Raw genomic sequence first — 23,930 nt, 5'->3', positions numbered from 1 at the left:
GTTTCCCCCTCTCCTACAGCTTGATCTCGATATTGACATCCGCCGGCAAATCGATGTGCATCAGGGAATCCACCGCCTTGGGCGTTGGGTCCACGATATCGATGAGACGCTTATGCGTCCTCATCTCGAAATGTTCGCGGGAGTCCTTGTATTTATGAGGAGAACGGATTACGCAGAATACGTTCTTCTCGGTCGGCAGAGGAACCGGGCCCACAACCGTGGCACCCGCGTTCGTAACCGTTTCGACGATTTTCTTCGCCGATTGGTCGATGACCTCGTGGTCATAGGACTTAAGCCTGATGCGGATTTTCTGTCCCGCCATTGCCGTCCGCCCTTTCTAGCGATTCGTGTACTATTACCAACCTGCTTTTATCAGGGCACCGGTTGCATGGGACCCTCGGGTTCGACCCCGCGGTCACATCACATCAGTGCACAGCAACCGAATCCATGACATGCACGCACGTCTCGAATCCGGCCCTGCACCCGCTTTTTTTATTCCAATATGCGAGCCCAAAACAGGCAACTGCTCAATTAAAGCACCTACTGTTGATTAGAGGAATTCGGGCGTGTCGCCCGTCGGGCCGACGTATACGCGAGGTGCCCGCGCGGTCGACGACCCTTCCACCCGATCCACCATACATGACGGTCCGCCCCCGCCATGACCGGCATGGTGGGGGCGGATGACGGCCTAGATAACGACGGCCGGCGGATAGGCTGCCGTTCTCAGCGCTGGGAGGCTTCGACCAGAGCCCCCGCGCCCTCGCGGCGGGCGCGAAGCTGGTGGCCCTCGGACTGGCTCACCCCGTAGTAGGCGGCGATGGCGATATCCTTCATGTCCTCGATCATGGGAACGCGAGGATTGGCCGGCGTGCACTGGTCCTCGTAGGCGCGCATGCCGATCTGGTCGAGCAGCCCCCAGTAGGTCTCCTCGTCCACGCCGCAGTCCTTGAAACAGCTGTCCATGCTCAGCCTGTTGTCGCGATAATCCTCCAGGGCCGAGGCGAAGTTCTCCACGCCCTCCTCCGCGGTCTGCCCGGGGTCGATGCCGATGACCTGGGCGAGCTGCTGGTAGCGTTCCGGGGCGATGTACTTGTTGTACTTCGGCCAGCTGGTGGGCTCGAGCGGGATGCTGCCGTTGTAGCGCACCACGTAGGGCAGAAGGATGGCGTTGGTGTGGCCGTGCGCGATGCCGCACAGGGCGCCGATGGTGTGCGCCATGCCGTGGCACATGCCCAGGAAGGCGGAACCGAACGCCATGCCGGCCATCGTTGCCGCGTTGTGCATCTTCTCCTGGGCTTCGATGCGCTCCCTACCGGGCTTGTCGTTGACTGAGGCGTCGAGGTTGTCCCAGATGAGCTTGGCGGCGTGCAGCGCCATTGCGTCGGTGAAGTCGTTCGCGTACACGGACACGAAGGCCTCGGTGGCATGGGTCAGCGAATCGAAGCCGGCGTCCTGGGCGAGCGTGCGTGGCTGCGTGCGGGCGAGGACGGGATCGACGATGGCGACCGTGGGGGTCAGGGCGTAATCGGTGATCGGGTATTTGTACCCGGTCTGGTGATCGGTGATCACCGCGAATGGCGTGACCTCGGACCCGGTGCCCGAGGAGGTCGGGATGCAGACCAGCCGGGCCTTCTTGCCCAGCGGCGGGATCCTGAAGGCGCGCTTGCGGATGTCGAAGAACTTCTCGCGCACGTCGTCGAAGGAGATCTCCGGGTGCTCGTAGAGCAGCCACATGATCTTGGCGGCGTCCATCGGCGAACCGCCGCCCACGGCGATGATGGTGTCGGGCTCGAACTCGTCGCGCATCATGGCGGCGCCGCGCTCAACGGTCTCCACCGAAGGCTCCGCCTCGACGTAGTCGATGGTGCGGAACGTGACCCGGTGGCGGCGCGCGCGCAGCTGGTCGATGATCTTGTCGACGATGCCGAGCTGCTCCATCACCTTGTCGCACACGATGACGGCCTTGCGGATGCAGTACATGTCGCGCAGGTAGCGGATGGAGTTCGGCTCGAAGTAGGTCTTCGCCGGCACCTTGAACCATTGCATGTTGTTGTTCCTCCGTGCGATGCGCTTGATGTTGATGAGGTTGACGGCCTGCACGTTGCCCGACACGGAATTGCCGCCGTAGGAGCCGCAGCCCAAGGTGAGCGAGGGGGCGATCGAGTTGTAGATGTCGCCGATGCCGCCCAGTGCCGACGGCTGATTCCAGATGATCCTGCAGGCGTGCATCCGCTGCCCGTACTCGCGCACCAGGCTCTCGTCGTTGGTGTGGATGGCGGCGGTGTGCCCCGCACCGTGCACGAGCATCCGCTCGCACATCTCGAAGGCCTGTTCCTTGTCCTTGGCCTTGAGCAGGGCGTGGACCGGGGCGAGCTTCTCCATGGTCAGCGGCTCGTTCTCTCCGACCTCCTTGCACTCCCCGACGAGGATCGTCGCGTCCGAGGGAATGTCGAATCCGGCGGCTTTGGCGATGAACTGCGGGGATTTGCCGGGCACCGCGGAGTTGAGCTTCGGGGTGCCGCCCGAATAGGACGTGCAGCCGAACATGTAGCGTTCGAGCTTGGCCTTCTCCTCGGCGTTGACGAAGTAGGCCTTGCGATGGCGCAGTTCCTTGGCCACGGCCGCATAGACGTCCTGGTGGGCGATGATGGCCTGCTCGGTCGCGCAGATCATGCCGTAGTCGAAGTGCTTCGAGAGGACGAGGTCGTTGACGGCGCGCTCCACGTCGACGTCGGCGTCGACATAGGCGGGGGCGTTGCCCGCACCCACGCCGAGGGCCGGTTTGCCGGACGAATAGGCGGCCTTGACCATGCCGGGACCACCCGTGGCCAAGATGGTCGCGATGCCGGGGTGCTTCATCAGGGCGCCGGTCGCCTCGATCGAGGGGTGCTCGATCCACTGGATGCAGTTCTTCGGCGCACCGGCCTTGATCGCGGCGTCACGGACGACGCGGGCCGCGGCGACGGAGCTGCGCTGGGCGAAGGGGTGGAAGCCGAAGACGATGGGACACCGGGTCTTCAGGGAGATCAGCGACTTGAAGATGGCGGTCGAAGTCGGATTGGTGACGGGTGTGACGCCGGCGACGACGCCGACCGGCTCCGCCACTTCATCGATGCCCATTACCTCATCCTCGTTGATGATGCCCACGGTCTTCTGGTTGGCCAGGTAGTGGGTCACATGCTCGCAGGCGAAGATGTTCTTCGTCGCCTTGTCCTCGACGAGACCACGACCGGTCTCGTCCACGGCCATCTTGGCCAGGGTCAGATGCTGGTTCAGGGCTGCGATGGATGCCTTCGCCACGATGCGGTCGACCTGCTCCTGGTCGAGGTCCTGATACTCGTCCAGGGCCTTGAGCCCACGCTGTACTAGGAGGTCGACCTCCTGCTCCGCGGCCTCCTGCTTGCTCATCGTCGCGGTGGCCTTATCCTTGGCCGCCATCTCGGCGCCTGATTCTTCGCCTCGGTCACAATACCCTCCTCGTTTCGCATTGCCGACGGCACGGTGGGTCATTGCCGAACAACGGCTTCATCGCGCCAAGTGTGATACAAGTCACAAGATAGCGAACGGTACGTACGCAGCGCGCAGTGCCCGATGTTGAGCGTTTCATGAGTGCAGACGCGGGTCTCATATGCGATTGTTGTGCGACAACGGGTGTTTATATGTTCGATACACCTCATTTCTGGTAGTTATTGTTGTTTTAAGTGAACATCCGCACATCTATCACCCTGATGTGAACGCTCACGCAATCCATTCCGTCCGTCGAATTCGGTTATCGAGACCGCTGCCGGGCAACTCTCGGCGTCTACACTGAACACTATGCGCAATCCGTCCCCACACCGTTATGCCACCCGCCCGGGCCTGTATTTCACCGAGGACGGCGGCGCCGACGCCGTGGTCCGGTCCGAGACCGCGGACCAACTCTGGTTCTGCGTATACGAACCGGAGGATCAGCCCACGTCGTTCTACAGCGAGGCAACTCCCCCGGTCGACGACGGCCCCGATGCCCTGCTGACCGCGATGCGGCAGTACCCGACCACCACCCGGGTCATTCCGTCTCTGCATCTGCGCGAGACGCTGCTGCGCATGAGCGGCCCCAACTATGGCCTGTGGTACGTCCATCTGCCCAAGGCCTGGGACGGCATGCGCTACGCCTACCGTGCCGACGGCACCTGGGACCCCGCACACGGCGTGCGATTCAACCCGTTCAAAGTGCTGCTTGACCCCTATGGCAAGGGCATCGAGGGCCACAGTGCACTGACCCCTGCGGCGTATTCGTATCAGTGCTCCATGACCGACGGGATGATCGAAGGCTCGCCGAACGGGCCGATGAGCATGCTGGATTCCCTCGGCTCGGCCCCCCTGTCCGTGGCCATCGACGACCGGGACGCCACCAAGCACGACAACGAGCCCATACACCCCCATGTGTCATGGAGCAAAACGGTGATCTACGAACTGCACGTCAAGGGCTTCACCGCCAAGGCCCCGTGGCTCCCCGAGCGGTTGCGCGGCACCTACGCCGGGCTGGCCCACCCCCAGACATTGACGTATCTGCAGCGACTCGGCGTGACCTCCATCGAACTGCTGCCCATCCAAGCCAAGCAGAGCGAGGCGTCGCTGACCCAGCGCGGGCTGACCAACTACTGGGGGTATTCGACGCTCGGCTATTTCGCCCCGGAACCCTCCTATGCCACGGCGGAAGCGCAACGACGCGGCCCCGCAGCGGTACGCGAAGAGGTCATCGCCATGGTCCACGCCCTGCACTCGGCGGGCTTCGAAGTGATCATGGACGTCGTGTACAACCACACATGCGAGGGCGGAGCCGACGGGCCCACGGTCTGTTGGCGTGGTTTGGACGACCTGTCCTATTACCGGCGCGACCCGGAACACCCCGGCACCCTCGAGGACACCACGGGGTGCGGCAACACCCTGGACTTCACCAACACGCACGTGGTCACCTTCGCCATCGACTCGTTGCGCTACTGGGCCAAACGCATCGGCATCGACGGATTCCGCTTCGATCTGGCGGCCTCATTGGCCCGTCTCGACGGCGCGTTCACCCACAGGCACCCCTTCCTGTACGCCCTGCGCAGCGATCTGCTCCTCGGCAACCTCAAACTCATCATGGAACCCTGGGACCTCGGGGAAGGCGGCTGGAGAACCGGCCAGTTCGGCGTCCCTTTCAGCGAATGGAACGACCGGTTCCGCAACCACACCCGCACCTTCTGGATCGACGGCGCGAAACCGACGAAGGGCCGGCCTTCCATCGGCATGCAGGACATCGCGACCAGACTGTGCGGATCGGCCGACCTCTACGCCACGGAACCCGGCCGAGGGGCCACCGCTTCGGTGAATTACGTCACCAGCCACGACGGCTTCACCCTGCACGACCTGACCAGCTACAACGACCGGCACAATGAGGCCAACGGGGAACAGAACCGGGACGGCGACCGGTCGAACCATTCATGGAACTTCGGCGTCGAAGGCCCCAGCATCAATCCCAGGATCCTCGACCGTCGAGAACGGACCGGACTCAACATGATCGGCACATTGCTCATGGCATTGGGGACCCCCATGCTGCGGGCCGGCGACGAGTTCTGCAATACCCAGATGGGCAACAACAACGCCTATGCCCAGGACAATGACATCAGTTGGCTCGACTGGTCATGGATGCGAGAGGGCGTCGACGGCAGGCGGGGTCGTTTCGCGACCGCCGTATCGCAGCTGATCACCATCCGCAAATCCCTCGACCTGTATCATCACGAGGAATTCTTCACCCGCTTGACCCAGCTGGGACTGCTGAAGCAATCCAGCAGGGTCCAATGGCAGCTGGCGGACGGCACCACCCCCATGGAGCGCGATTGGCGCGATCACGCCAAACAAAGCTTCACCATGCGCCTGACCTCGACCACCGAAGGCGATGTGCTCGTGGTGATCAACGCCTCCAGATCGGCACGGGACTTCCATCTGCCCAGTGACGCCACCTGGCACTGCGTCTGGAACTCGACGCAGACGCTGGGAGAGGAGCCACGTCGCGTGGCCGACATCCCCGCGACGGATTCCGGCCGAGGCCCCGTCAGAGGCTCGACACTGGACGGCGTGATCGACAACCATACCTTGGGTGACCATACATGGGCCGACCGCGGATCGTCCGACCATGCGCCGTCCGACCATGCGCCGGCAGGGGACGCGGGAACCGAATCCCCCGCCCCGTCGAATCTCTGGTCGATACCCTCGATGAGCATCTCCCTGTTCCAGCAGGAAGTCTAGACACCTACTCCCGGATCATATCCGGCCACGGAACCATGATCCGGAAGTCCCCGGAACGGACTCGTGGGCCAGGCACGGCCCGAACGTTAGCGTCACACTGGTGGCATCACCGTTGATACGATTCTTCGCCGTCCACTCCCCAGCCGCGCAACCACGACCAGCAGCACAACCACCGGAACAACGACTTGGGGCGCGGCCCGCACACTGTGCGGGCCGCCCCAAGGGACGAACCGAAGGTATCGTTAACGCTTCGAGAACTGCGGAGCGCGACGGGCCTTGTGCAGACCGGCCTTCTTGCGTTCCACCGCACGGGCATCACGCGTCAGGAATCCAGCCTTCTTCAACGTGGCGCGGTTCGCGTCACGATCGATGGCATTGAGGGCACGGGCCACACCCAAACGGATGGCGCCGGCCTGACCGGTGGTGCCGCCGCCCTCAACGAGGACGATGGAATCGAACTTGTCTTCGAGCTTGAGCAGCACGATCGGGGAGTTGACCTCACGCTGCTGCAGACGGGACGGGAAATACTCCTCGAGAGTATGACCGTTCACCGTCCACTTGCCGGTGCCGGGGATCAGCCGCACGCGTGCAACCGCTTCCTTACGGCGACCGGTGCCGTAGCCCGCCTCGATGGCGGAGGTGCCAGTGCCGGCTCCGGCATTGGTCTCGGTGCTGTACTCGGTGAGCTCCTCTTCGGTTTCCTGAACCGTGGAGTTTTCGGTATTCTCAGCCATGTTTCTTTATCTCCTTCGGTTCACTTAACCTGTTGCGAGACCTGGTCGATCTCAAAGACCTGGGGCTTCTGCGGGGTGTGCGTATGCTCGGCGCCGGCGAAGATGTGCAGGCGATCCAGCTGAACCTTGGACAGACGGTTCTTGGGCAGCATGCCCTTGACGGCACTCAGGACGATGCGGTCGGGGTTGCGCTTGAGCAGATCGGCGTAGCTGTCGCCACGCAGGCCGCCGGGGCGCCCGGAATGCGTGTAGAGCAGCTTCCCGGTCTTGTTGCCGGTCAGGGCGATCTTCGCGGCGTTGATGATGATGACGTGGTTGCCCGAATCGGCGTGCGGCGCATAGGTCGCCTTGTTCTTGCCGCGCAGCAGGACGGCCGCCTGCGTGGCAAGACGTCCGAGCACCACGTTGGTGGCGTCGATGATATACCAGTCGTGAGTCAGGTCAGCTGGCTTCGGTGTGAAAGTTTTCACGAGTGTACCTTTTCTAGCTATTGTGTTCCGGACCTCACACCCCGCGCGAAAGGCGCGACGCATTCAGTCTCATTATCCGTGGGCTCCCTTAAAGTCCTCGATGGCGAGTGGGATAGCGCTTTGAAGGACCCCTGAGGGAAACACAACAATCCTTAAGTGTATCGCCTGTCCTGACTTCCCGCAACACGCCGCGCAGGAGTATGCACAAAACGTGAGGAAATGCATGCCCTCCGCCCGTGGCGACACTTCATATCAGCGTTTCGGGGCGTTCATGATCGCCGCCAGCGACTTGAGCCGCGCATTGTCGTAGAGCTGCTCCAAGGGCACCACCTTGCCGTCGGCATCGGCCAACGGAATGCGCCAATTGGGGTATTCGTTGTTCGTGCCCGGCTGGTTCTGCGCCCGGGTCTCGCCGACGGCATCGACGATGGAGGCGGCAAGCAGACGGCTCGGCGCGGCTTTGAGGACACGGTAGAGGGCCTCGACGATCTGCTGTATGTGCGCCGATTCGTCCTCGACCATCGAAGGCTCCAGGAATCCCCGTTCGATGAGCATCTGCAACATGGCGTTGTGCTCCCGCACCGCGGACGCCCGGAACTCCTCGGCAGGCATCGTGAGCAACTGCAACTGCTCACGGATCTTCACCTGCTCATAAGCGAGATAGCCGGCTGCCGGCGGCAGGTCATGGGTATTGACCGAGGCGAGGGCGTTCGTTCGCCACGTGTGCGGATCGAGGAAGACGCCGTCACGTTGTTCGAACCACTCGACCGCGCATCCGAGGATGCGGTGCTGCTCCAGTGCCTCCTCGACGCTTTTGGGGACAACGCCGAGATCCTCCCCGACGACGATCCCGTGGGCTCGGCGCGCCTCAATGCACAGGATGCCCAGCATGAGACCGGCATCATAGTGCACATACGTGCCTTCCGTGGGCGCCTTGCCCTGCGGAATCCACCAGAGTCTGAACAGGCCGAGGATGTGGTCGATGCGCACGGCCCCCGCCTGGGAGAACATGCCGTGCACCATGTCGCGGTAGATGCGGTACCCGCTGTTCGCCAGCTCGACCGGATTCATGGGTGGCTGGCTCCAATCCTGCCCCTGCTGGTTGAAGTAATCGGGCGGCGCGCCGACCGTGACGCCGTGCACGTACCCATCCGGATGCCCCCAGACGTCGGCACCTCGAGGGTGCACCCCGACCGCCATATCCGACATCACACCCAGCACCATGCCCGCACGACGCGCGGCCTGCTGGGCCGATCTCAGTTGGTCGGTGGCCACCCATTCGAGCCATCGGTAGAAATCGAAGGTGTCAGGGAATTGGGCGCGCAGGGAGGCGATCGCCTCGGAGTCAGCCCCCAAAGCGTTCTGCCATCCGTTGGCGTCATCGGTGGGAGCGCCCCATTTGTCGTAGCACAGGCACCAGCTGGCAAAGGCATCGAGGTCGGCTCCCGCATCCTGCTTGAACCGTTCGAAGACGGCCTGGCGAGCATCGTCACGACCGGCTTTGAAGATCAGCCACAGGGCCCGCATCTTCACACGCCACATCGCGTCGCGATCGATGAGCTGGGCGTCGCCGTTGAGCGGCTCGGCCTGATCATGCAACTCGTCGACCTGCGCACGGCTCGCGTCGTCGAGCGTGCCGTATTCGTCGATGCTTTCGGGGCGGATATAGGTGAAGTTCACGAAACGCCGGGACACCGGCAGATACGGTGACGGGGTCAACGGGCTGACCGGCTCGCTGGCGTGCACCGGGTTGATGAGGACGAAATCGGCACCGGTGCGGTGTTTGGCGCCGATGAGCAACGTCTTGAGGTCCTCGAAATCGCCCACGCCCCACGAAGAGGCCGAACGAATCGAATACAACTGCGCCATCCAGCCCCACAGCTGGCGGTCCTTCATGCCTTCCGGCTCCTCTACGGTGTCCGGTGCGCTGACGAGCACCGCATCCTGGCTGCGCTCCCCCACCTGAACGTGCAATGTGTGGTAGCCCATGGGCAGATCCGCTGGCAACACCACATCGGCGTTGGCTATGAACGTCCCGTCGATGGCACGCACTTCGGGATGCTCCGCCGGTTCCACGAGTAACGCACCCTCGTAGGCGCTCCCATCCTCCAATGTGACGCTCGCCGAGGGCGCTTCGAGAATGGCGGTATCGATGCGCACCCGATCGCGAACGCCCACGGTGTGCAGCACGGTCGGTGCGACCAGACGACGGCGTCTGGTATCCAGAACGTCATGCAGGGACCGGCTCGCCGACTCGTCGTCGGAAGCGTCGACACCCAGTGCTCCGAGTACCGCCACGATGACATCATCATTGATTTCGTGGTAATCATCCGTCTGACCGATATAGCTGGTGGCGATGCCCATGGCCCGGGCCAGCCGAATCAGCGGCCGTGCGAGACGCTGCGGCGTTTCAACTCTCTGTGTCATGCTCCCAGTATAATCCCTCGCATGACGGAATTCCGCCATTCCCATCGGGATATGAGGGGAATGTCAGCGCAATCTCGCCCGTGCCGCCCTCGCGACCTGATCCGAGCCGTCCCGGGCCAGCCGTTCCAAGGTCTCCCGCGGGCATCCGGGGTTCAACGCCACGGCGCGGCGGACCATCGACGACAGCACGGCGGGTGCACCCGGTTCCGTCCGCACACCGAGATCGGCGAGCGCATCGAGGGTCGGCGGACCGACCTCAGGATCCTGCGCCCCTTCGAGACGCATCTTCCATGAGGAGCGGGGGTTGCGCAATGCGGTGTCGCGCACCTCCCCGTCGCGATCCTTGGTCAGCCGACCCACCAGCCAGTTCTTGTCGTCCTCATTGGCCGCGACCGCGCGCCGAACCTCGGCCTCGGGATCCGCGGACAGCTTGACGAGGATATTGGGGAACGGCATGGTGGTGGCGAGAAAGACACGATCCTCCACCGGCGTATGGGCATTGCCGGCTACGGCCTCAAGCAATGCCGTGGCGCGCGAGAAGGCGGCCTGATTCGACCGGTCGGGTAGCGGGGCACGCGCGTAGCCACTGAGCTCGGCGCTGTCGGTGGAATGCCTGAGCCGCTCGTAGGTGTCGGTCAGCGGCTCGAAGTCCGGCTGGCGATCCGATGCCGCATCCGCCGAGGAACCGACGGCTCTGGTGCCATCTTGGTCAACTGGGTCAACTGGGGCATCCGGGTCAACCGCGTCATCCGTGCCGTCCGTAGGACTCGCGTCAGCCGTCGCAGCCGTTCCGTCCGGTGTAGCCGTGTCAGCCGCCGCAGCGGTGCCGTCCGGTGTAGCCGTGTCAGCCGTCGCAAGCGCGTCAGCCGTCGCAGCGGTGCCGTCCGTAGGTTTCGCGACATCCGCCGCCCCGTGCGAGGCGGCTTCGGATGACGGGTCTCCCGCCGCCCCCTGCTCCACGGGTGACTCCGCGGATTGTCCGACCCGCCGTGCCGCGTCATCGGGCTCCGTCATATCGGCTGCGGTCACGCCGCGCTCCGTCGCATCGCTTGTGGTGGTCTTCGTCTCCATACCCGCAAGCCTATCGCGCATGGGACGACCAACCTTCGGCGGTGCGTGCCTCCCCCACCTACGAACCGTTACCGAAACACCCTTACCTCAGCCCTTACCTCAGTGCCCTCAGTGCCGAATCGCCACGGCCCGTCGCTCGGTGCCGATCCGCCGCGTTTCGATGGTGGCACTGAATGCCTCGCGCACCCGACGTTCAAAATCTTCCCGGTGAGCTGCGGGCACCGCGACCCGCAGGGACACGCGATCGGTATAGGTCACGTCCAACTGCTCCCCTCCCAGGGAGGCCAGGATGTCCTGGAAGTGAGCGAGCGGCGAGTAGGCCATATCGATGTAATATCGCTGGAATTTGACCAGTCGCGCAAGCCTCGCGGAGTCTAGGGCGGCGGTGCACGAACCAGCGTATGCGCGAATAAGGCCTCCGGAGCCCAGCAGGATTCCGCCGAAATACCGGGTGACGCTCACCACGCAATCCGTCAGACCTCTGGTACGCAGGACCTCGAGGATGGGCTTGCCCGCCGTACCCGAAGGTTCGCCGTCATCGCTCATGCGTTCCTCGATACGGCGCATGTCGGTGCCGGTGTCGGTGTCAGGGTGAGATTCGGTGCTGGTGCCATGGCGGCTGTCGGTTCCTTGACGGCCGCCAGCGCCATAACGGCTATCGGTATGAGGTTCACCGGTGCCGGTGCCGTGGCCGAGTCCGCTGCCCGTCGTGGCATCGGCGCCGCTGCCGGTCGTGGCATCCTGGACGAAGACATCGTGACCGCCGACAATGGCGGCATAGGCGACATGTCTGGCTTTAGGGTTCCGTCCCCGGACGCCCTCGATGACCGCAAGCGCCTCCCGTACCGATCCGACATGGCATGCTTCGCCCAGGAACTCTGATTTCCGATCAACGACCCTGCCCTGGGCGGGCCGCTCCGGCGGGTCGAGAATGGTCATGACGGACTGTGGCATATTCGCCTCCCGGCACCCACGCTAACGGGCGATGTCGAGATGCACGGCGACGACACGCCGTGCAGGGTCGACGATCGGCCGACACCTCACTTACCGGCGTGAGACGGATACAATGGGATTCCAGGAGACGGACGGACAATGGCGTACCTCCGACTCCGTTAACCTCAGCCATATGCGAGGCCTTACCCGACACTGCCGATGGCATCGCCGAAGGCGGTGGAAGCTGAGTGGGATGGATACGAGCGGCTCATGCGCCGAGATCGTCGACGCACGAACATCGGCCGGGGATATACGCATCCTCGTCAACGATTGCCGTAGACAAGTCACTGCTGGGATGCATCAACTCGTCGGTTCAACGCACAGGATCGTCGGTTCAGCGCCCCAAGTCGTCGATTGAATGCCGAAGATCGTCGATTGGATGGCACAAGTCGACGGTTCAGTGCACCAGGTCGACGATTCACGGATCAAAGTCGACGATTGAGTGCACCAGGTCGACGGTTCAGCACCCAAGATCGCCGATTGCCGCAGACAAGTCGACCGATAGAAAAAATGAGGGGCCATTTTCCGCGGCTCCATTTCGCTATCACCCGACTTGTCTATAACCCTATGCGTCATTCTCTACATGCTGTGGTCATTCCCTCCGCGCAATGGCGCAGGGCTACGGTGGAGACCATGGTGCCCATGCGTCCTAGAGGATATGCGGGCGGCCATGCGGCCACGGGCCACACCGGCACCGGCACCGACACCGACACCGACACCGACACCGAACACCACTATGCGATCACAGACACATAAGCAACGGGACTACGGGACAATGCGGCCCTAGGTCCACAGAGATACCGGGCGATGAAACCGCGGTCCGCGGATGTCAGAGCATATCCATCCAATGAGCCAAACTAGGTGGAATATGACGACGGGAACCGTTGGTATACCAACGATTCCCGTCATTCGCGGAGTCAGAGGGATTCGAACCCTCGAGCCGCGTTAGCGACTAACACCTTAGCAGGGTGCCCCTATCGGCCACTCAGGCATGACTCCGACGTCACTTCACTTGCGTCAAGCAACAGGTTCATACTGTACCAGTGATGGCGGACCCGAATCGCCGCACCATACCGCCACGCCGGAAAACACCCCGAAACCACGGCTGCACGCGGCTATCATGGTCGCATGAGCAGCACACCGAGACTGAAGGCGGCGAAACGCGACTGGGGCCACGACGAGACCGGTTGCACGGTGTTGCACATCGACATGGATGCCTTCTACGCTTCACTTGAGGTCGCCCGTCACCCCGAACTCGCCGGTAAGCCGGTGATCATCGGCACGGGCACCCGCTCGGTGGTATCCGCGGCGAATTATAAGGCCAGACGATACGGCGTCAATTCGGCCATGGCCACGGCCCGGGCCCGGCGCCTGTGCCCCGACGGCGTCTTCCTCCCCGTCGACATCGATTATTACCGGCGGATGTCGCGGCGCATTTTCACCGAGGTGTTCGGCCGGGTCACCGACGCCATCGAGCAGGTGTCGGTCGATGAGGGATACATGGATGTGTCCTCCGCGCTGATGCGTTGGGGCGAACCGAGCGCGATCGGCGCCTGGATCCGCGAACAGGTTCACCGGCGCTTCGCCATCACCTGCTCGGTGGGCATCGCCTCGAACAAACTCGTCGCGAAGATCGCGTCGACCAACGCGAAACCCGACGGTATGCTGCTGATCCCGGTGGCCAGCCAGGCGCGCTTCGTCCAGATGATGCCCCTGCGTGGCATACCCGGCATCGGCCCTGCGCTCGAGCAGCGCCTCAACGCATGGGGCGCCCATACGGTGGCCGATCTGGCGGACATGAGTGAGGAGACGCTGGCTCGTGCCACCGGTTCGGCGCTCAGCGCCCGGCACCTGAGCCTCGCATCGCACGGTTTGGACGAACGCCAGGTCACGCCCCGTGCACCGGAGAAATCCATCGGGGCGGAACGCACGTTCGACACGGACACCCGCGACAGGGACCGCGTATGCGGACTGCTGCGATGGTGCTGCGACGACATCGCCGCCTCGCTGCGTCGACGGCATCTCATGGCGCGGACGGTGACGCTGAAACTGCGGTTCCCCGACCTGCATTACGCCACGAAGGCGCACACCCTGCAGCAGCCCGTGGATACGGCCAGCGCGTTGTATCCGCAGGTCACTTCGCTGCTGGACGCCATGCTCGGATCGGGTCGGGAAGGTCACGGCGATGCATCCGAGAGACGACGCGCATCCTCAAACCCCGCCGCCCCGAACCGACCGGAGGCACCGCAACCGTTGCTGAGCCGTGCGATCCGCCTCGCGGGCGTCAGTGCCAGCGGTCTGGAACCGATCTCCAAGACGGTCAGTCAGCCTTCAATCGACGATCTCATGGAGGAGGAGGCCTCCTCGACGGGGACGACCACGTCCGCCCGTCTGCGCGACGCCGAACGGACCTTGGATGCCATCAGGCATCGGTACGGCGATCAGGCCGCGTCGCTCGGCGCCTGAGCGACCGAGTTGCCCGATGCCGCCAGCCGGGCCACGACTTCGTCGATGACGCCGTCGGACGCGGTGGCCGAGCATCGCAGATACCCGGGCGCACCGTAGAACTCGCCCGGGCTGACCATGATGCCCAGCCGAGACAGATCCTCCATGTCCTGCCAGCATCCGCCGGAACGCGCCGCTATCCATACGTACAGCCCGCCCCGAGGCATGGCGGCCTCATACCCGTAGGCCGTCAGCGCCCGGACCAGCTTGGCCAGGCGACACTGGTACCGTTCACGTTGCTCATTGACCGCGGTCCCGTCACGCAACGCGGCCACCATGGCGGCCTGCACCGGAGCGGGGATGATCTGGCCGATCTGCTTGCGCGCGACGGTCATCTCGGCGACCAGCCGCTCGTCGCCGACGATGAACGCGGCGCGATATCCGGCCATATTGGACTGTTTGCTCATCGAATAGAGCACCAGGACACCCTCGGCCGATCCGGCGCACACACCGGCACCCAAGGCGCACGGCGCGGCCGGCTCACGCCAGTCCATGAGCGCATAGCATTCGTCGCTGAGCACGGTGGCGCCGATCTCGCGAGCCGAGGCGACGATGGTGGTCAGCTGGGCCGCCGAAAGCACCTCGCCTGTGGGATTGCACGGCGAATTCACCCAGATCTCACGCACACCGGGCACATGCCGCCACGATTCGACGTCGGCGACGTCATCGACCTTGAGCACGGTGCCACCAGCCAGCTGGGTCCCAATCTCATAGGTCGGATAGGAGACGCGTGGCTGGACGACCACATCGCCTTGGCCGCAGTGCAACAGCGAGGCCATCAACGAGACTGCTTCCTTGGACCCCACCGTCGGCACGATGCCCGCGTGCAACGGCCGCAGGTCGATGCCACGACAGCTAATGAACCAATCCGCGATGGCGGTGCGCAACGCGGGGCTGCCCTTGGTGGCAGGGTATCCGGGAGTGTCGGATGCATCGGCGAGCGCCCGGCGCACGGCGTCCGGCACGGGGTCGACGGGAGAGCCCACCGAGAGATCAAGCAGCGGCAGACCGGTCTCGGCGGCAATGGCACGATACCGATCGAGCCTGCCCCAGTCATAGGGGGTATGGAATGGATGGAAACCCATGGCGCTCGGCTCTTAGGCCCGGCTCTGGGGCGGCAGCGCCGTCACGCCGGCGGGATCCTTGCCCAACGGACCAGCATCGGCCGCACCGCCCAGATCGCCGATCTCGTCGAAATAGCTCACCGCGGCGTCCTTGTACCAAGCCCACTCCTCGGGCACATCATCCTCGTAGAAGATGGCCTCGACGGGGCATACCGGCTCGCATGCACCGCAATCCACGCATTCGTTCGGATTGATGTACAGCGAGCGCACACCTTCGTAGATGCAGTCGACCGGGCACTCGTCGACGCAGGCCTTGTCCTTGACGTCCACGCAGGGCTGAGCGATTACATATGCCATGACGACCTCCTCGGTTCGAACTGGGTCCAGCCTACCCGCGATGGACGACCCGAACAGGCGCGAGGCTCATGCGAGGGCGAGTCCGACGACCACGGGTTCGGGTACCAGATGCACGCCGAACCTCGCCTGCACACCTTCCTGGACCGCGCGGGCGAGGCGCTCCACGTCGGCCGCGCGCGCGCCGCCGCGGTTGGTCAGCGCCAGGGTGTGGCCGGGTGGATAGGCTGGCGGTCGCGCCGCTCCCCACCGAGAACCCTTTGTGGAACCCCGCATGGTCGATGAGCCAGGCGGCGGAGGTCTTGACCGCTTCCCTCCCCGCATCGTCGCGCGCCGGGAACCGCGGGGCCTGAGGCGGCAACGTCGCCGCTTCGTCGGGAGTCAGTACGGGGTTCATGAAGAAGCTGCCGCAGCTGTGTCGGTCGTAGTCCGGCCCGTCGGAACCGGTGCAGGCGCTCTGCGCCGACACCGCCGCCCGCAGATTCGACTCGTCGACGACACCGCGCATGAACGGCTGCTCGTAGCGGTGGGCATCCTCCAGCATCCCCTTGGCGGCGCGTACGGCCAGCACGGCGGCGCGTATGGCCGCGGTGGGCATCCTGTCCCCCACCTCGGCGTGCAACGCGGAGGCAAGCTGGCCATATCCCAGAACACCTTGCACGTCACGCCGCAGCAGGAAGGTGACGCTCAGCACGATGTACCGCGGGCTGGGGAAGAACCGGTTGCGACCGGTCCGGCCGGCATAATCGGCATGCCCGGCCTCGCCAACGGCCACATCCGGTGCGCAAGCCGACGATGGAACCGGCACGGAAGCTGATGTGGAGGTCGGCGAGGGGGTTGCCGCACCGGCCAGCATGCTGCGTTTCAACGCCGAGACGCGGTAGCCGAAACGCATATCCGTACGGCTCATGCGGGCGATGCGACCTGCGAGACGGTCCCAGACCTCGACCTCGTCGACGCTGGTGGACACCTCCTGGCCATAGGCCCCGATGTTCTGCACCACGCTCGCGCCCACAGTGCCGGGTATGCCGGACAGGCCCTCGACGCCGGCCAGGCCCATCGCAATGCAGCGGCTGACGAAGTCGTCCCAATGACAGCCGGCCTGTGCACGGACCTGAACGGTGTCGTCATGCACGGGCCCGGCGGTCGAAACCCGGGTTTCCAGTACCTCGATGGTCCGGCGAGCGTCGCGCACGACCACACCGTCGAACGCTTCGTCCGATACCAGCAGATTCGACCCGCCACCCAGGACGCACAGCCGAGAGCCCATCCGATCGGCCTCCCGGAGGGTGTCGATCATCGCCTCTCGTGACCGTGGTTCGACGAATCGTGCGATGCGACCGCCCACGCCGATGGTCGTGAGGTCGCTGAAGGAGGGGTTGGTGCTGCTCATAGGTGCCATGATATGAAAGAAGCCTGACCGGAGTCAGGCTTCTTCACAAACGTGTGGTTCAGAGATCAACGGGTCTCGCGATGCAGCGTATGCTTGCCGCAGCGGGGGCAGAACTTCTCGATCTCAAGACGATCGGGCGTGTTGCGCCGGTTCTTCGTCGTGATGTAGTTGCGCTCCTTGCACACGGTGCATGCCAGCGTGATACCCGGACGGATGTCGGCACTCTTGCTTGCCATTTCGTTCACCTCTGTGTTCGTTGGTACCGGTTGTCCCGGTCTTTGTAGCGAGGAAGAGACTCGAACTCTTGACCTTACGATTATGAGTCGTACGCTCTAGCCAGCTGAGCTACCCCGCCAGAGAGCCTCGAGTGAGAATCGGACTCACGACCTCTTCCTTACCAAGGAAGTGCTCTACCACTGAGCTATCGAGGCGTGCCGGATAGTGGATTCGAACCACTGAAGTCGTTGACGGCTGATTTACAGTCAGCTCCCTTTGACCGCTTGGGAAATCCGGCATGCCATTTCCCGCGACCAAAGCCGTGGAATGGCAACTTGGTTATAATGGCACGACTTCACGACATCCGCAAGTCTGTGACACGCCGTGTCGTGAAATCCGACGTCAGAAGCCCTCGTCCCGCAAGGCGGCGCATACCTCGAGCACCCGGTCGTTGGCGAATCGCTCGCCGATGCTGATGCGGATTCCCTCGTCGGGGAACGCCCTGACCGACAGACCAACGGCCGTGAACCGGTCGGCGGCCTCAGCGGTGCGTTTGCCCAGCTCCAGCCAGAAGAAATTGCCGTACGGCTCGGGTAGGGTCCACCCCTGCTCGCGCAGCGCCGCCACCATGCGACCGCGTTCCACGACGATGTCGTCGACACGGCGCATCAGTTCGTCCCGCACGTCCATCGAGGCGAGTGCGGCCTGCTGCGCCACATCACTGACGCCGAACGGCAACGCGACCTTCTGCATGCCCTCGATCACGTCGGCGGCGCCCATCGCGTAGCCGATGCGCAGCCCCGCCAGGCCATAGGCCTTGGAGAAGGTGTGGGCGATGACGATGTTGGGATGGTCATGCATGAGATCCTTCGCGACGCTCGTATCGGGATCGGTGTTGAACTGGAAGTACGCTTCGTCGAAGAGCACGATCACGTCGGCAGGCACTGCGGCCACGACACGGCGGGCGTCCTCGTCCGCAAGCGACGCCGACGTGGGGTTGTTCGGATTGTTGAGGATGACGAGCCGGGTGCGGTCGGTGACCGCCGCGATCATGGCATCGACGTCGTGCGACCCATCGGGCCGGTTGGGGACCTGCACGCTCGTGGCACCCGCGCCGGCGACGATGATGGGATAGGCCTCGAAGCTGCGCCACGGGTAGACGACCTCATCCCCCGGCCCGGCCACGAGCGACACCAGCTGGGTGATGATCTCGGTGGACCCGCATCCGAGCTGGACCTGCTCGGGCGCCAGACCATACCGGTCGGCGATGCGCGAGACGACCTCCCAGCCCCTCATGTCGGGATACCGGTTGATGCGTTCCAGCGCGTGTTCCGCGATGGCCTTGGTCACACTGGGCAGGGGACCGAAGGGATTCTCGTTGCTGGACACCTTGTAGCTGTGCACACCGGGAAGCGCCGGTGCGGGCTTGCCTTGACGGTATCCGGGAATGGTGTCGACGATGGGACGATGACGATAGCTCATGCCCCTCATCCTAAACCCTTGACCGCCCCATGCGCCAAGGATCGCATACCCCTGAACGCACGAACGCCACCCGGCAGGACCGGATGGCGCGTGATGCATGACTCTGCAAGCCCCCATGCAGGGGCCCACCGCAATCAGTTCATGATGGCGAGCACGTCGCGCGAGGAGATGATGAGGTAATCCTCACCCTTGTAGTGGACCTCGGTGGCGCCGTACTTGGAGTACAGCACCTTGTCGCCGACCTTGACGTCCATGGGCACGCGTTCGCCGTCATCATCACGGCGACCCGGACCGATGGCCAGGACTTCGCCCTGCTGGGGCTTCTCCTTGGCGTTATCCGGGATGTACAGACCGGAAGCGGTCTGGGTCTCGGCCTCGGCCTGCTTGACAATAATCTTGTCTTCCAACGGTGTGAGTGAGATCGACACTGTGGACCTCCTCTTTCTATAAGAGATCAATCGATAATTCCCGCGCAGGGACACCGCGTTCAGAGGCTGACGATCACTGTCCGCATCATCCCGTTGCGCTACCGACTCATGGTAGCGCGAAAATTAGCACTCTGCCAACTCGAGTGCTAACGCTCTCAGTGAACAGCGTCGCCGCACCACCGGTGTCCACGAAAACCAACGCCGCCGGCACGACGACGATCGACGTGCGGGCGGCGCGACAGGCACCTGACCGTGGTTCAGGAGGCCCGACGGGCGAGGACGGCTTCGAGATCGGCCCCCAGGGAATCGGAGGTGGCCTGCGGCACGTCGACCGCGGATTCGACCTCGCCCTGATGGAACGCCCGTGAATTCAGCGGAGCCGCCTTCGCGGGCGTCCTCGCCGAGGAACGAGCCGGCGCCGCCGCCGACGACGGCCCTTGATCGGCCGACGATGCGGCATCCGTCGATGCGGCGTGCGACGATGCCGCGGCTGCGGGCCGGTCGGCCTGGGCATGATCAGCCTTGGACCGGTCGGCAGCCTGCGGCTGCGCCGATGCCGGATCGACATCGACGGCGTGGGCCGTTGCGACCTGCTTCGTGGATTTGATCTCGAGGCTCTCCGGCTCGGCGCTCGGCGTCGGCGCAGCATCCTTGGCGGAGCCAAGCGAGAATGAGATGAGATCCTGCTGCGCGGCCATATCGAAGGCGTTGAGTGCGCGTGCCGGATGCACGGCGCCGAGTTCGTCGGTGGCATCGGCGGCCTCCCCCTCGTTCGCGGCCACCGGACCCTCCACGACCAGTTCGGCCGGGGGCTGGACGGCAACAGTATGAGGCAAGAAGCGCGCCGAAACACCCTGTTCGGAGATGGGCTTCGACTGCGGCGTGCCCACCACGCCCGCAGCCGCCTTGCAGGCCTGCGCCGCAACCGTGGCCGACTCGGGCGACTCCGACCCGGCCACGGCCTGGGCGGCGGCAGCCGTCGCCGCCGACCGATGGTCACGTGCCTGCCGAAGCGCACGACGGATCTCGCGCTGCCCCATCACACTGGTCGGGACCTCATCGCGTACCGGTTCCCGTGCGGCGTCCACGCCGTCGGCACGATGCACCGATGCGCCGTCGTGCTTGACGCCCCGATGGCGAGCCTCATCGGCAGCGGCCGCACCCGCGGAAGACGCTTCGGTCGAATCGGCGTCAGTGGGCCGACCGCCGGCGAGCGCGGCCCTCCGGCGACGTTCAACCTCGCGCGCCGACGCCTCGGTCGCCTCCCGCTGGCCGGTATTCGGGTGCTGCGTGCGTGTACGGGCCGCGACACGAGCCTCCCATTGCCTCGCATGCCGGGAGGCGCGCACGCCCAACGCCAGCACGATGACGAGCATGGCGCACGGTATGAGCACGAACCACAGGCTGAACGGCGTCAGCACCGCCGCAACCGCCACGACGACGGCGAGTGCGATCAGCGACACCACGATGATCCGCCGACGCCGCGCCGCATCCCGCCGCATGCGCCTGATCCTCACGACGTGCTGTACGGCCATTCCAGAATCCCGTGATTGCGTATGCTGCATCGCAGCCCCTTCCCCTTCATGGCCACGCACATCGGAAAAGCGCGTGCCCGTATTCTCGTCGACCAGATGCAACGATGACGAGAATCTGTCCTCACGGTGCTCGATGACCCGCTTCATGCTGTCGACCGTTCGTCTCGGCAGCCAGCCGACCATGGCGATACCGAGCATGGCGACAAGCGCGATACCGCTGACCGACTCATAATCCATAATCCCCAAGAATAGAAGAACGCACGACCATTGGGGTGAATTACTCCCGGGCGTGTCGACGCATGAGTCGCACCGCGAACCCCTCAGGAGCATCATCGGCGAGCAGGCTGTAGGTCTCATGGTCGCGCCAAGCGCCACGTACGAACATATACTTCGTCCTGAGCCCCTCGTGATGCGATTCCAGCTTCTGCGCGACACGCAACGACCGTCGGTTTTCGGGCAGTATCGCGATCTCGATGCGGTGCAGCCGCGGTCCCGCTTCGTCGAGCAGGGCCCAATCGGCCAACAGGGCCACCGCCATGGGGGCGATGCCGTGCCCGATTGCATCGCGGGACACCCAGTACCCCACGATTCCCGACCGCATGGCGCCATAGCTGATGGCGCCCACGGATATCTGCCCGACGATCCGCATCTGATATTCGATGAGGAACTGGGCGGCCGCTCCCTGTCGCTCATCCTGCCGCTGTCGTTCGATCCACTCGGCGAAGGTCATCCCGGCGGCCCGTTCCGGATCCCCCGATTCCCACGGCTCGAGCCACTCGCGATTGCCCTGGCGCACGGCGTTCCATTCGGGGAGGTCACGATCCGACATCGGCCGCAGCGTAATGCCGACGGCCCCCGGGGGCGCCGCCAACACGGACGGCATCACGATGGGTCGGACCGGGGCATGGACCATGACGGTGTGCAGGCGATGCAGGAACGACATGGCCCCCATTGTGGCACGTTTATCCGGGGAAAGCGCCGACACGACCTCCACGGTTTACCATGGCACCATGAGCAGCAACCACGATCCGGATACCGACCCCTCCACGACCGCCCGGCGCAAACGCCGCTGGAGGTCGGCGGCGCTCAGACGCCGAAGGGACATCACCCCGGACCAGCTCGAGCGGGCCGGCCTCATGTTGGCGCGGCGAGCCGCGCGCTATGTCGAGGCGTTGCGGCCGGGCACGGTGGTGGCGGGCTACATCGCCATGGGGCACGAGATTCCGACCACGCCGACCTTGGACGATTGGCTGGCCCGGGGACTGACCGTGCTCGTGCCACGGCTCGGCACAGGTCGCGAGATCCGCTGGGGTGAATACACCGGCTCAGGCGATCTGGAGGCCATGCCCCGCATGGCCTCGGGGGGACTGCGCCCCGATGAACCGCGTGGCGATGATCGCGGACCGCAGGCCCTGCGCCGCGCACGCACGATCCTCATCCCGGCCCTGGCCGTCGATGGACGCGGATTGCGCCTGGGCAGAGGGGCCGGATGGTACGACCGCGCCCTGCTGCACCGCTCCCCCGAGGCCACCACCGTCGCGGTGTGCTGGCCCTGGGAAATCGTCGTCGCGGCAGTGCCCTGCGAAGGTCACGACGTGCCGGTCGACCATGTGATACGGCTGTGACGGAGGGGCTGAGCCGATACGCTGCGAACTGCGCCCTTCGCGCCCGGTGAACGGCGCTGTCGCCTCCCGGGTTAGGATATGAACGGATGTCATTGTCAACGGGTCATTGACCGTGCGTGGAGGAAGAGCCTTGCCCAGCTACCATTATCGTTGTAAGAACTGCGGATACGATTTCAGCCAGTATCAGAGCTTCGACGACGACCCCATCACCGTGTGCCCCCAATGCCACCAGGAGCAGGTACGCAAGGTGTTTTCGGCCGTGCCGATAGAGTTCAAAGGCCACGGCTTCTACCGCACGGACCGCTCCGGCGGCAAGGACTGACACCGGCGCAGGTCGGCGAACGCGCGGATGATGTCCGCCGCTCGACGGACACGATCTACCTGCGTCACTGAGGCCTGCGTCACTGAGGCCATCGACCGCAGAGCCCTACTCCCAGACAGAGGGGTGCGGCCCGAGTCGGGACACGACACCAGGAGCGGCATGCGGCCATCCCTTCGACCACAGCGCCCATCCGGCGCCCGATGAACCCCCATCGTCATCCATGATGAGGGCATGCAACGATCATCACCACCCCGAGGCGCCGAGGCTCCGGACGTCGACGCGGCCCAGCCGGAACTCGCTCGCCCATTCCCGATTCCTGGATCGCAGTATGGCGGTCGCCCACACTCCGCCAGCGCAGGATGGTGCGCACGATGCGGCGTATCGCGATCGCGCTGTGCACCGGCATGGCCGTGTTCTTCACGCTCGCCGCGGTAACGTCAGGCGTCGCTACGCGACCGGTGGTCATGACGGCGCACGATCTGCGGCGGGGTCGCACCATCACGGCACGTGATCTCGTCATACGCGAGATGCCGGTGTATATGGGCCAAGGCAGCACCTTCGGCGCCATCACGCAGGTCGTCGGACGGGTGGCCCAAATCGATATCGGCGCCGGAACACCGCTGTTCCATAGCCTGGTGGGTTCCGTACCGGAAGTGCCGCAACACTTCACCGTGCTCGACATCCCCATATCCGGCAGCGTGGCCGACCTGCGACCGGGCGATGAGGTCGCCCTGACCGATCCGAAGGCGTGTGTGCGGGAGGGCTGCGCGGACGAGCGCCACATGCTGGCGGGCAGGGCCGTGGTCATGGGCCCCTCACGAATCAACGCCGGCGACGGAATGACCTCCATGCCCTTCGCCGTCGACCAGGAGTCGGCGGGCCGCGTGCTCACCGCACGGGAATCGGCCACCGTCATCGTGGTTACGCGCCTGAGGGCCGATGCCGGAAACGGGTGAGCATCGCTACGCCCGTTCGCTGAACACACCCCAATGGGGTGGCAGCTCGGAGAGGATACGCTGATCGTCGTCACGATCCCGGTTGGCC

The 23,930-nt window shown here is 64.5% G+C and carries 19 protein-coding genes, 4 tRNA genes and 1 pseudogene; 5 read left to right on the top strand and 19 right to left on the bottom strand.

Annotated features, from left to right (window positions below; all coding sequences use genetic code 11):
- Positions 1–13: 13 nt before the first annotated feature.
- Positions 14–322: a 30S ribosomal protein S10 gene (rpsJ, locus tag BMON_RS08080; RefSeq protein WP_003827292.1), complete on the bottom strand. Its 309-nt coding sequence runs from the start codon at positions 320–322 to the stop codon at positions 14–16.
- 401 nt (positions 323–723) lie between these two features.
- On the bottom strand, positions 724–3,438 hold the full coding sequence (gene adhE, locus BMON_RS08075) for a bifunctional acetaldehyde-CoA/alcohol dehydrogenase (protein WP_033511824.1): 2,715 nt from the start codon (positions 3,436–3,438) through the stop codon (positions 724–726).
- A 378-nt stretch (positions 3,439–3,816) separates the two neighbouring features.
- Between adhE and glgX the strand changes: the two genes are divergently transcribed.
- Positions 3,817–6,267, top strand: coding sequence for a glycogen debranching protein GlgX (glgX, locus tag BMON_RS08070; protein ID WP_033511555.1), 2,451 nt, complete (start codon positions 3,817–3,819; stop codon positions 6,265–6,267).
- 242 nt (positions 6,268–6,509) lie between these two features.
- Here the strand turns inward: glgX and rpsI are convergent, their stop codons facing one another.
- The 6 genes and pseudogenes from rpsI to BMON_RS08035 all read right to left on the bottom strand — a co-directional run bounded on the left by rpsI (position 6,510) and on the right by BMON_RS08035 (position 12,961).
- Positions 6,510–7,001: a 30S ribosomal protein S9 gene (gene rpsI, locus BMON_RS08065; RefSeq protein WP_033511553.1), complete on the bottom strand. Its 492-nt coding sequence runs from the start codon at positions 6,999–7,001 to the stop codon at positions 6,510–6,512.
- 20 nt (positions 7,002–7,021) lie between these two features.
- Complete coding sequence (gene rplM / locus BMON_RS08060) at positions 7,022–7,471, bottom strand: 50S ribosomal protein L13 (RefSeq protein WP_033511551.1); 450 nt, start codon at positions 7,469–7,471, stop codon at positions 7,022–7,024.
- Between the two features lie 252 nt (positions 7,472–7,723).
- Positions 7,724–9,898, bottom strand: coding sequence for a 4-alpha-glucanotransferase (malQ, locus tag BMON_RS08055; RefSeq protein ID WP_033511549.1), 2,175 nt, complete (start codon positions 9,896–9,898; stop codon positions 7,724–7,726).
- 63 nt (positions 9,899–9,961) lie between these two features.
- Positions 9,962–10,555: pseudogene (locus tag BMON_RS10470) on the bottom strand (AbrB family transcriptional regulator); the annotation flags it as partial.
- A gap of 522 nt (positions 10,556–11,077) precedes the next feature.
- The gene (locus BMON_RS09340; RefSeq protein WP_081883009.1) at positions 11,078–11,923 is read right to left on the bottom strand and encodes an IMPACT family protein; all 846 of its coding nucleotides are present in this window, start codon (positions 11,921–11,923) and stop codon (positions 11,078–11,080) included.
- A 951-nt stretch (positions 11,924–12,874) separates the two neighbouring features.
- Positions 12,875–12,961: transfer RNA gene (locus tag BMON_RS08035), tRNA-Ser, on the bottom strand.
- 129 nt (positions 12,962–13,090) lie between these two features.
- Here BMON_RS08035 and dinB point away from each other — a divergent pair.
- A complete protein-coding gene (gene dinB / locus BMON_RS08030; protein WP_033511547.1) occupies positions 13,091–14,428 on the top strand; it encodes a DNA polymerase IV in 1,338 nt (445 codons plus the stop codon).
- Here dinB and dapC read toward each other — a convergent pair.
- From dapC to BMON_RS07975, 11 genes are all read right to left on the bottom strand, one after another.
- Positions 14,404–15,552, bottom strand: coding sequence for a succinyldiaminopimelate transaminase (gene dapC / locus BMON_RS08025; protein WP_051918028.1), 1,149 nt, complete (start codon positions 15,550–15,552; stop codon positions 14,404–14,406). The genes dinB and dapC overlap by 25 nt on opposite strands.
- Before the next feature lie 12 nt (positions 15,553–15,564).
- Complete coding sequence (gene fdxA, locus BMON_RS08020) at positions 15,565–15,888, bottom strand: ferredoxin (RefSeq protein WP_033511545.1); 324 nt, start codon at positions 15,886–15,888, stop codon at positions 15,565–15,567.
- Positions 15,889–15,919: 31 nt separating this feature from the next.
- On the bottom strand, positions 15,920–17,278 hold the full coding sequence (locus tag BMON_RS08015) for an FAD-binding protein (protein WP_474843079.1): 1,359 nt from the start codon (positions 17,276–17,278) through the stop codon (positions 15,920–15,922).
- A gap of 65 nt (positions 17,279–17,343) precedes the next feature.
- Positions 17,344–17,514, bottom strand: coding sequence for a 50S ribosomal protein L33 (gene rpmG / locus BMON_RS08010; protein ID WP_033511541.1), 171 nt, complete (start codon positions 17,512–17,514; stop codon positions 17,344–17,346).
- A 45-nt stretch (positions 17,515–17,559) separates the two neighbouring features.
- Positions 17,560–17,633, bottom strand: a tRNA-Met gene (locus tag BMON_RS08005).
- 4 nt (positions 17,634–17,637) lie between these two features.
- A tRNA-Thr gene (locus BMON_RS08000) sits at positions 17,638–17,709 on the bottom strand.
- A gap of 1 nt (position 17,710) precedes the next feature.
- Positions 17,711–17,792, bottom strand: a tRNA-Tyr gene (locus BMON_RS07995).
- A 104-nt stretch (positions 17,793–17,896) separates the two neighbouring features.
- Positions 17,897–18,976, bottom strand: coding sequence for a histidinol-phosphate transaminase (locus BMON_RS07990; protein WP_033511539.1), 1,080 nt, complete (start codon positions 18,974–18,976; stop codon positions 17,897–17,899).
- A gap of 134 nt (positions 18,977–19,110) precedes the next feature.
- A complete protein-coding gene (gene groES / locus BMON_RS07985; protein WP_033511537.1) occupies positions 19,111–19,404 on the bottom strand; it encodes a co-chaperone GroES in 294 nt (97 codons plus the stop codon).
- Between the two features lie 257 nt (positions 19,405–19,661).
- Positions 19,662–21,176, bottom strand: coding sequence for a hypothetical protein (locus BMON_RS07980; protein ID WP_033511536.1), 1,515 nt, complete (start codon positions 21,174–21,176; stop codon positions 19,662–19,664).
- A 40-nt stretch (positions 21,177–21,216) separates the two neighbouring features.
- Positions 21,217–21,882 carry a GNAT family N-acetyltransferase gene (locus BMON_RS07975; protein WP_420307863.1) on the bottom strand — a complete coding sequence of 222 codons (666 nt, stop codon included), beginning with the start codon at positions 21,880–21,882 and terminating at the stop codon, positions 21,217–21,219.
- A gap of 67 nt (positions 21,883–21,949) precedes the next feature.
- On the opposite strand from BMON_RS07975, the gene BMON_RS07970 reads away from it, so the two are divergent.
- From BMON_RS07970 to BMON_RS09335, 3 genes are all read left to right on the top strand, one after another.
- A complete protein-coding gene (locus tag BMON_RS07970) occupies positions 21,950–22,564 on the top strand; it encodes a 5-formyltetrahydrofolate cyclo-ligase (RefSeq protein ID WP_033511813.1) in 615 nt (204 codons plus the stop codon).
- Positions 22,565–22,694: 130 nt separating this feature from the next.
- On the top strand, positions 22,695–22,886 hold the full coding sequence (locus BMON_RS07965) for an FmdB family zinc ribbon protein (RefSeq protein WP_033511534.1): 192 nt from the start codon (positions 22,695–22,697) through the stop codon (positions 22,884–22,886).
- 371 nt (positions 22,887–23,257) lie between these two features.
- Positions 23,258–23,842 carry an SAF domain-containing protein gene (locus tag BMON_RS09335; protein ID WP_161786302.1) on the top strand — a complete coding sequence of 195 codons (585 nt, stop codon included), beginning with the start codon at positions 23,258–23,260 and terminating at the stop codon, positions 23,840–23,842.
- The last annotated feature ends 88 nt before the right edge of the window (positions 23,843–23,930 follow it).

It is taken from the genome of Bifidobacterium mongoliense DSM 21395, assembly GCF_000741285.1.
Classification (GTDB): domain Bacteria; phylum Actinomycetota; class Actinomycetes; order Actinomycetales; family Bifidobacteriaceae; genus Bifidobacterium; species Bifidobacterium mongoliense.
Note: the sequence above shows the minus strand (reverse complement) of the source record. Positions and strands in the feature narration are given on the sequence as shown.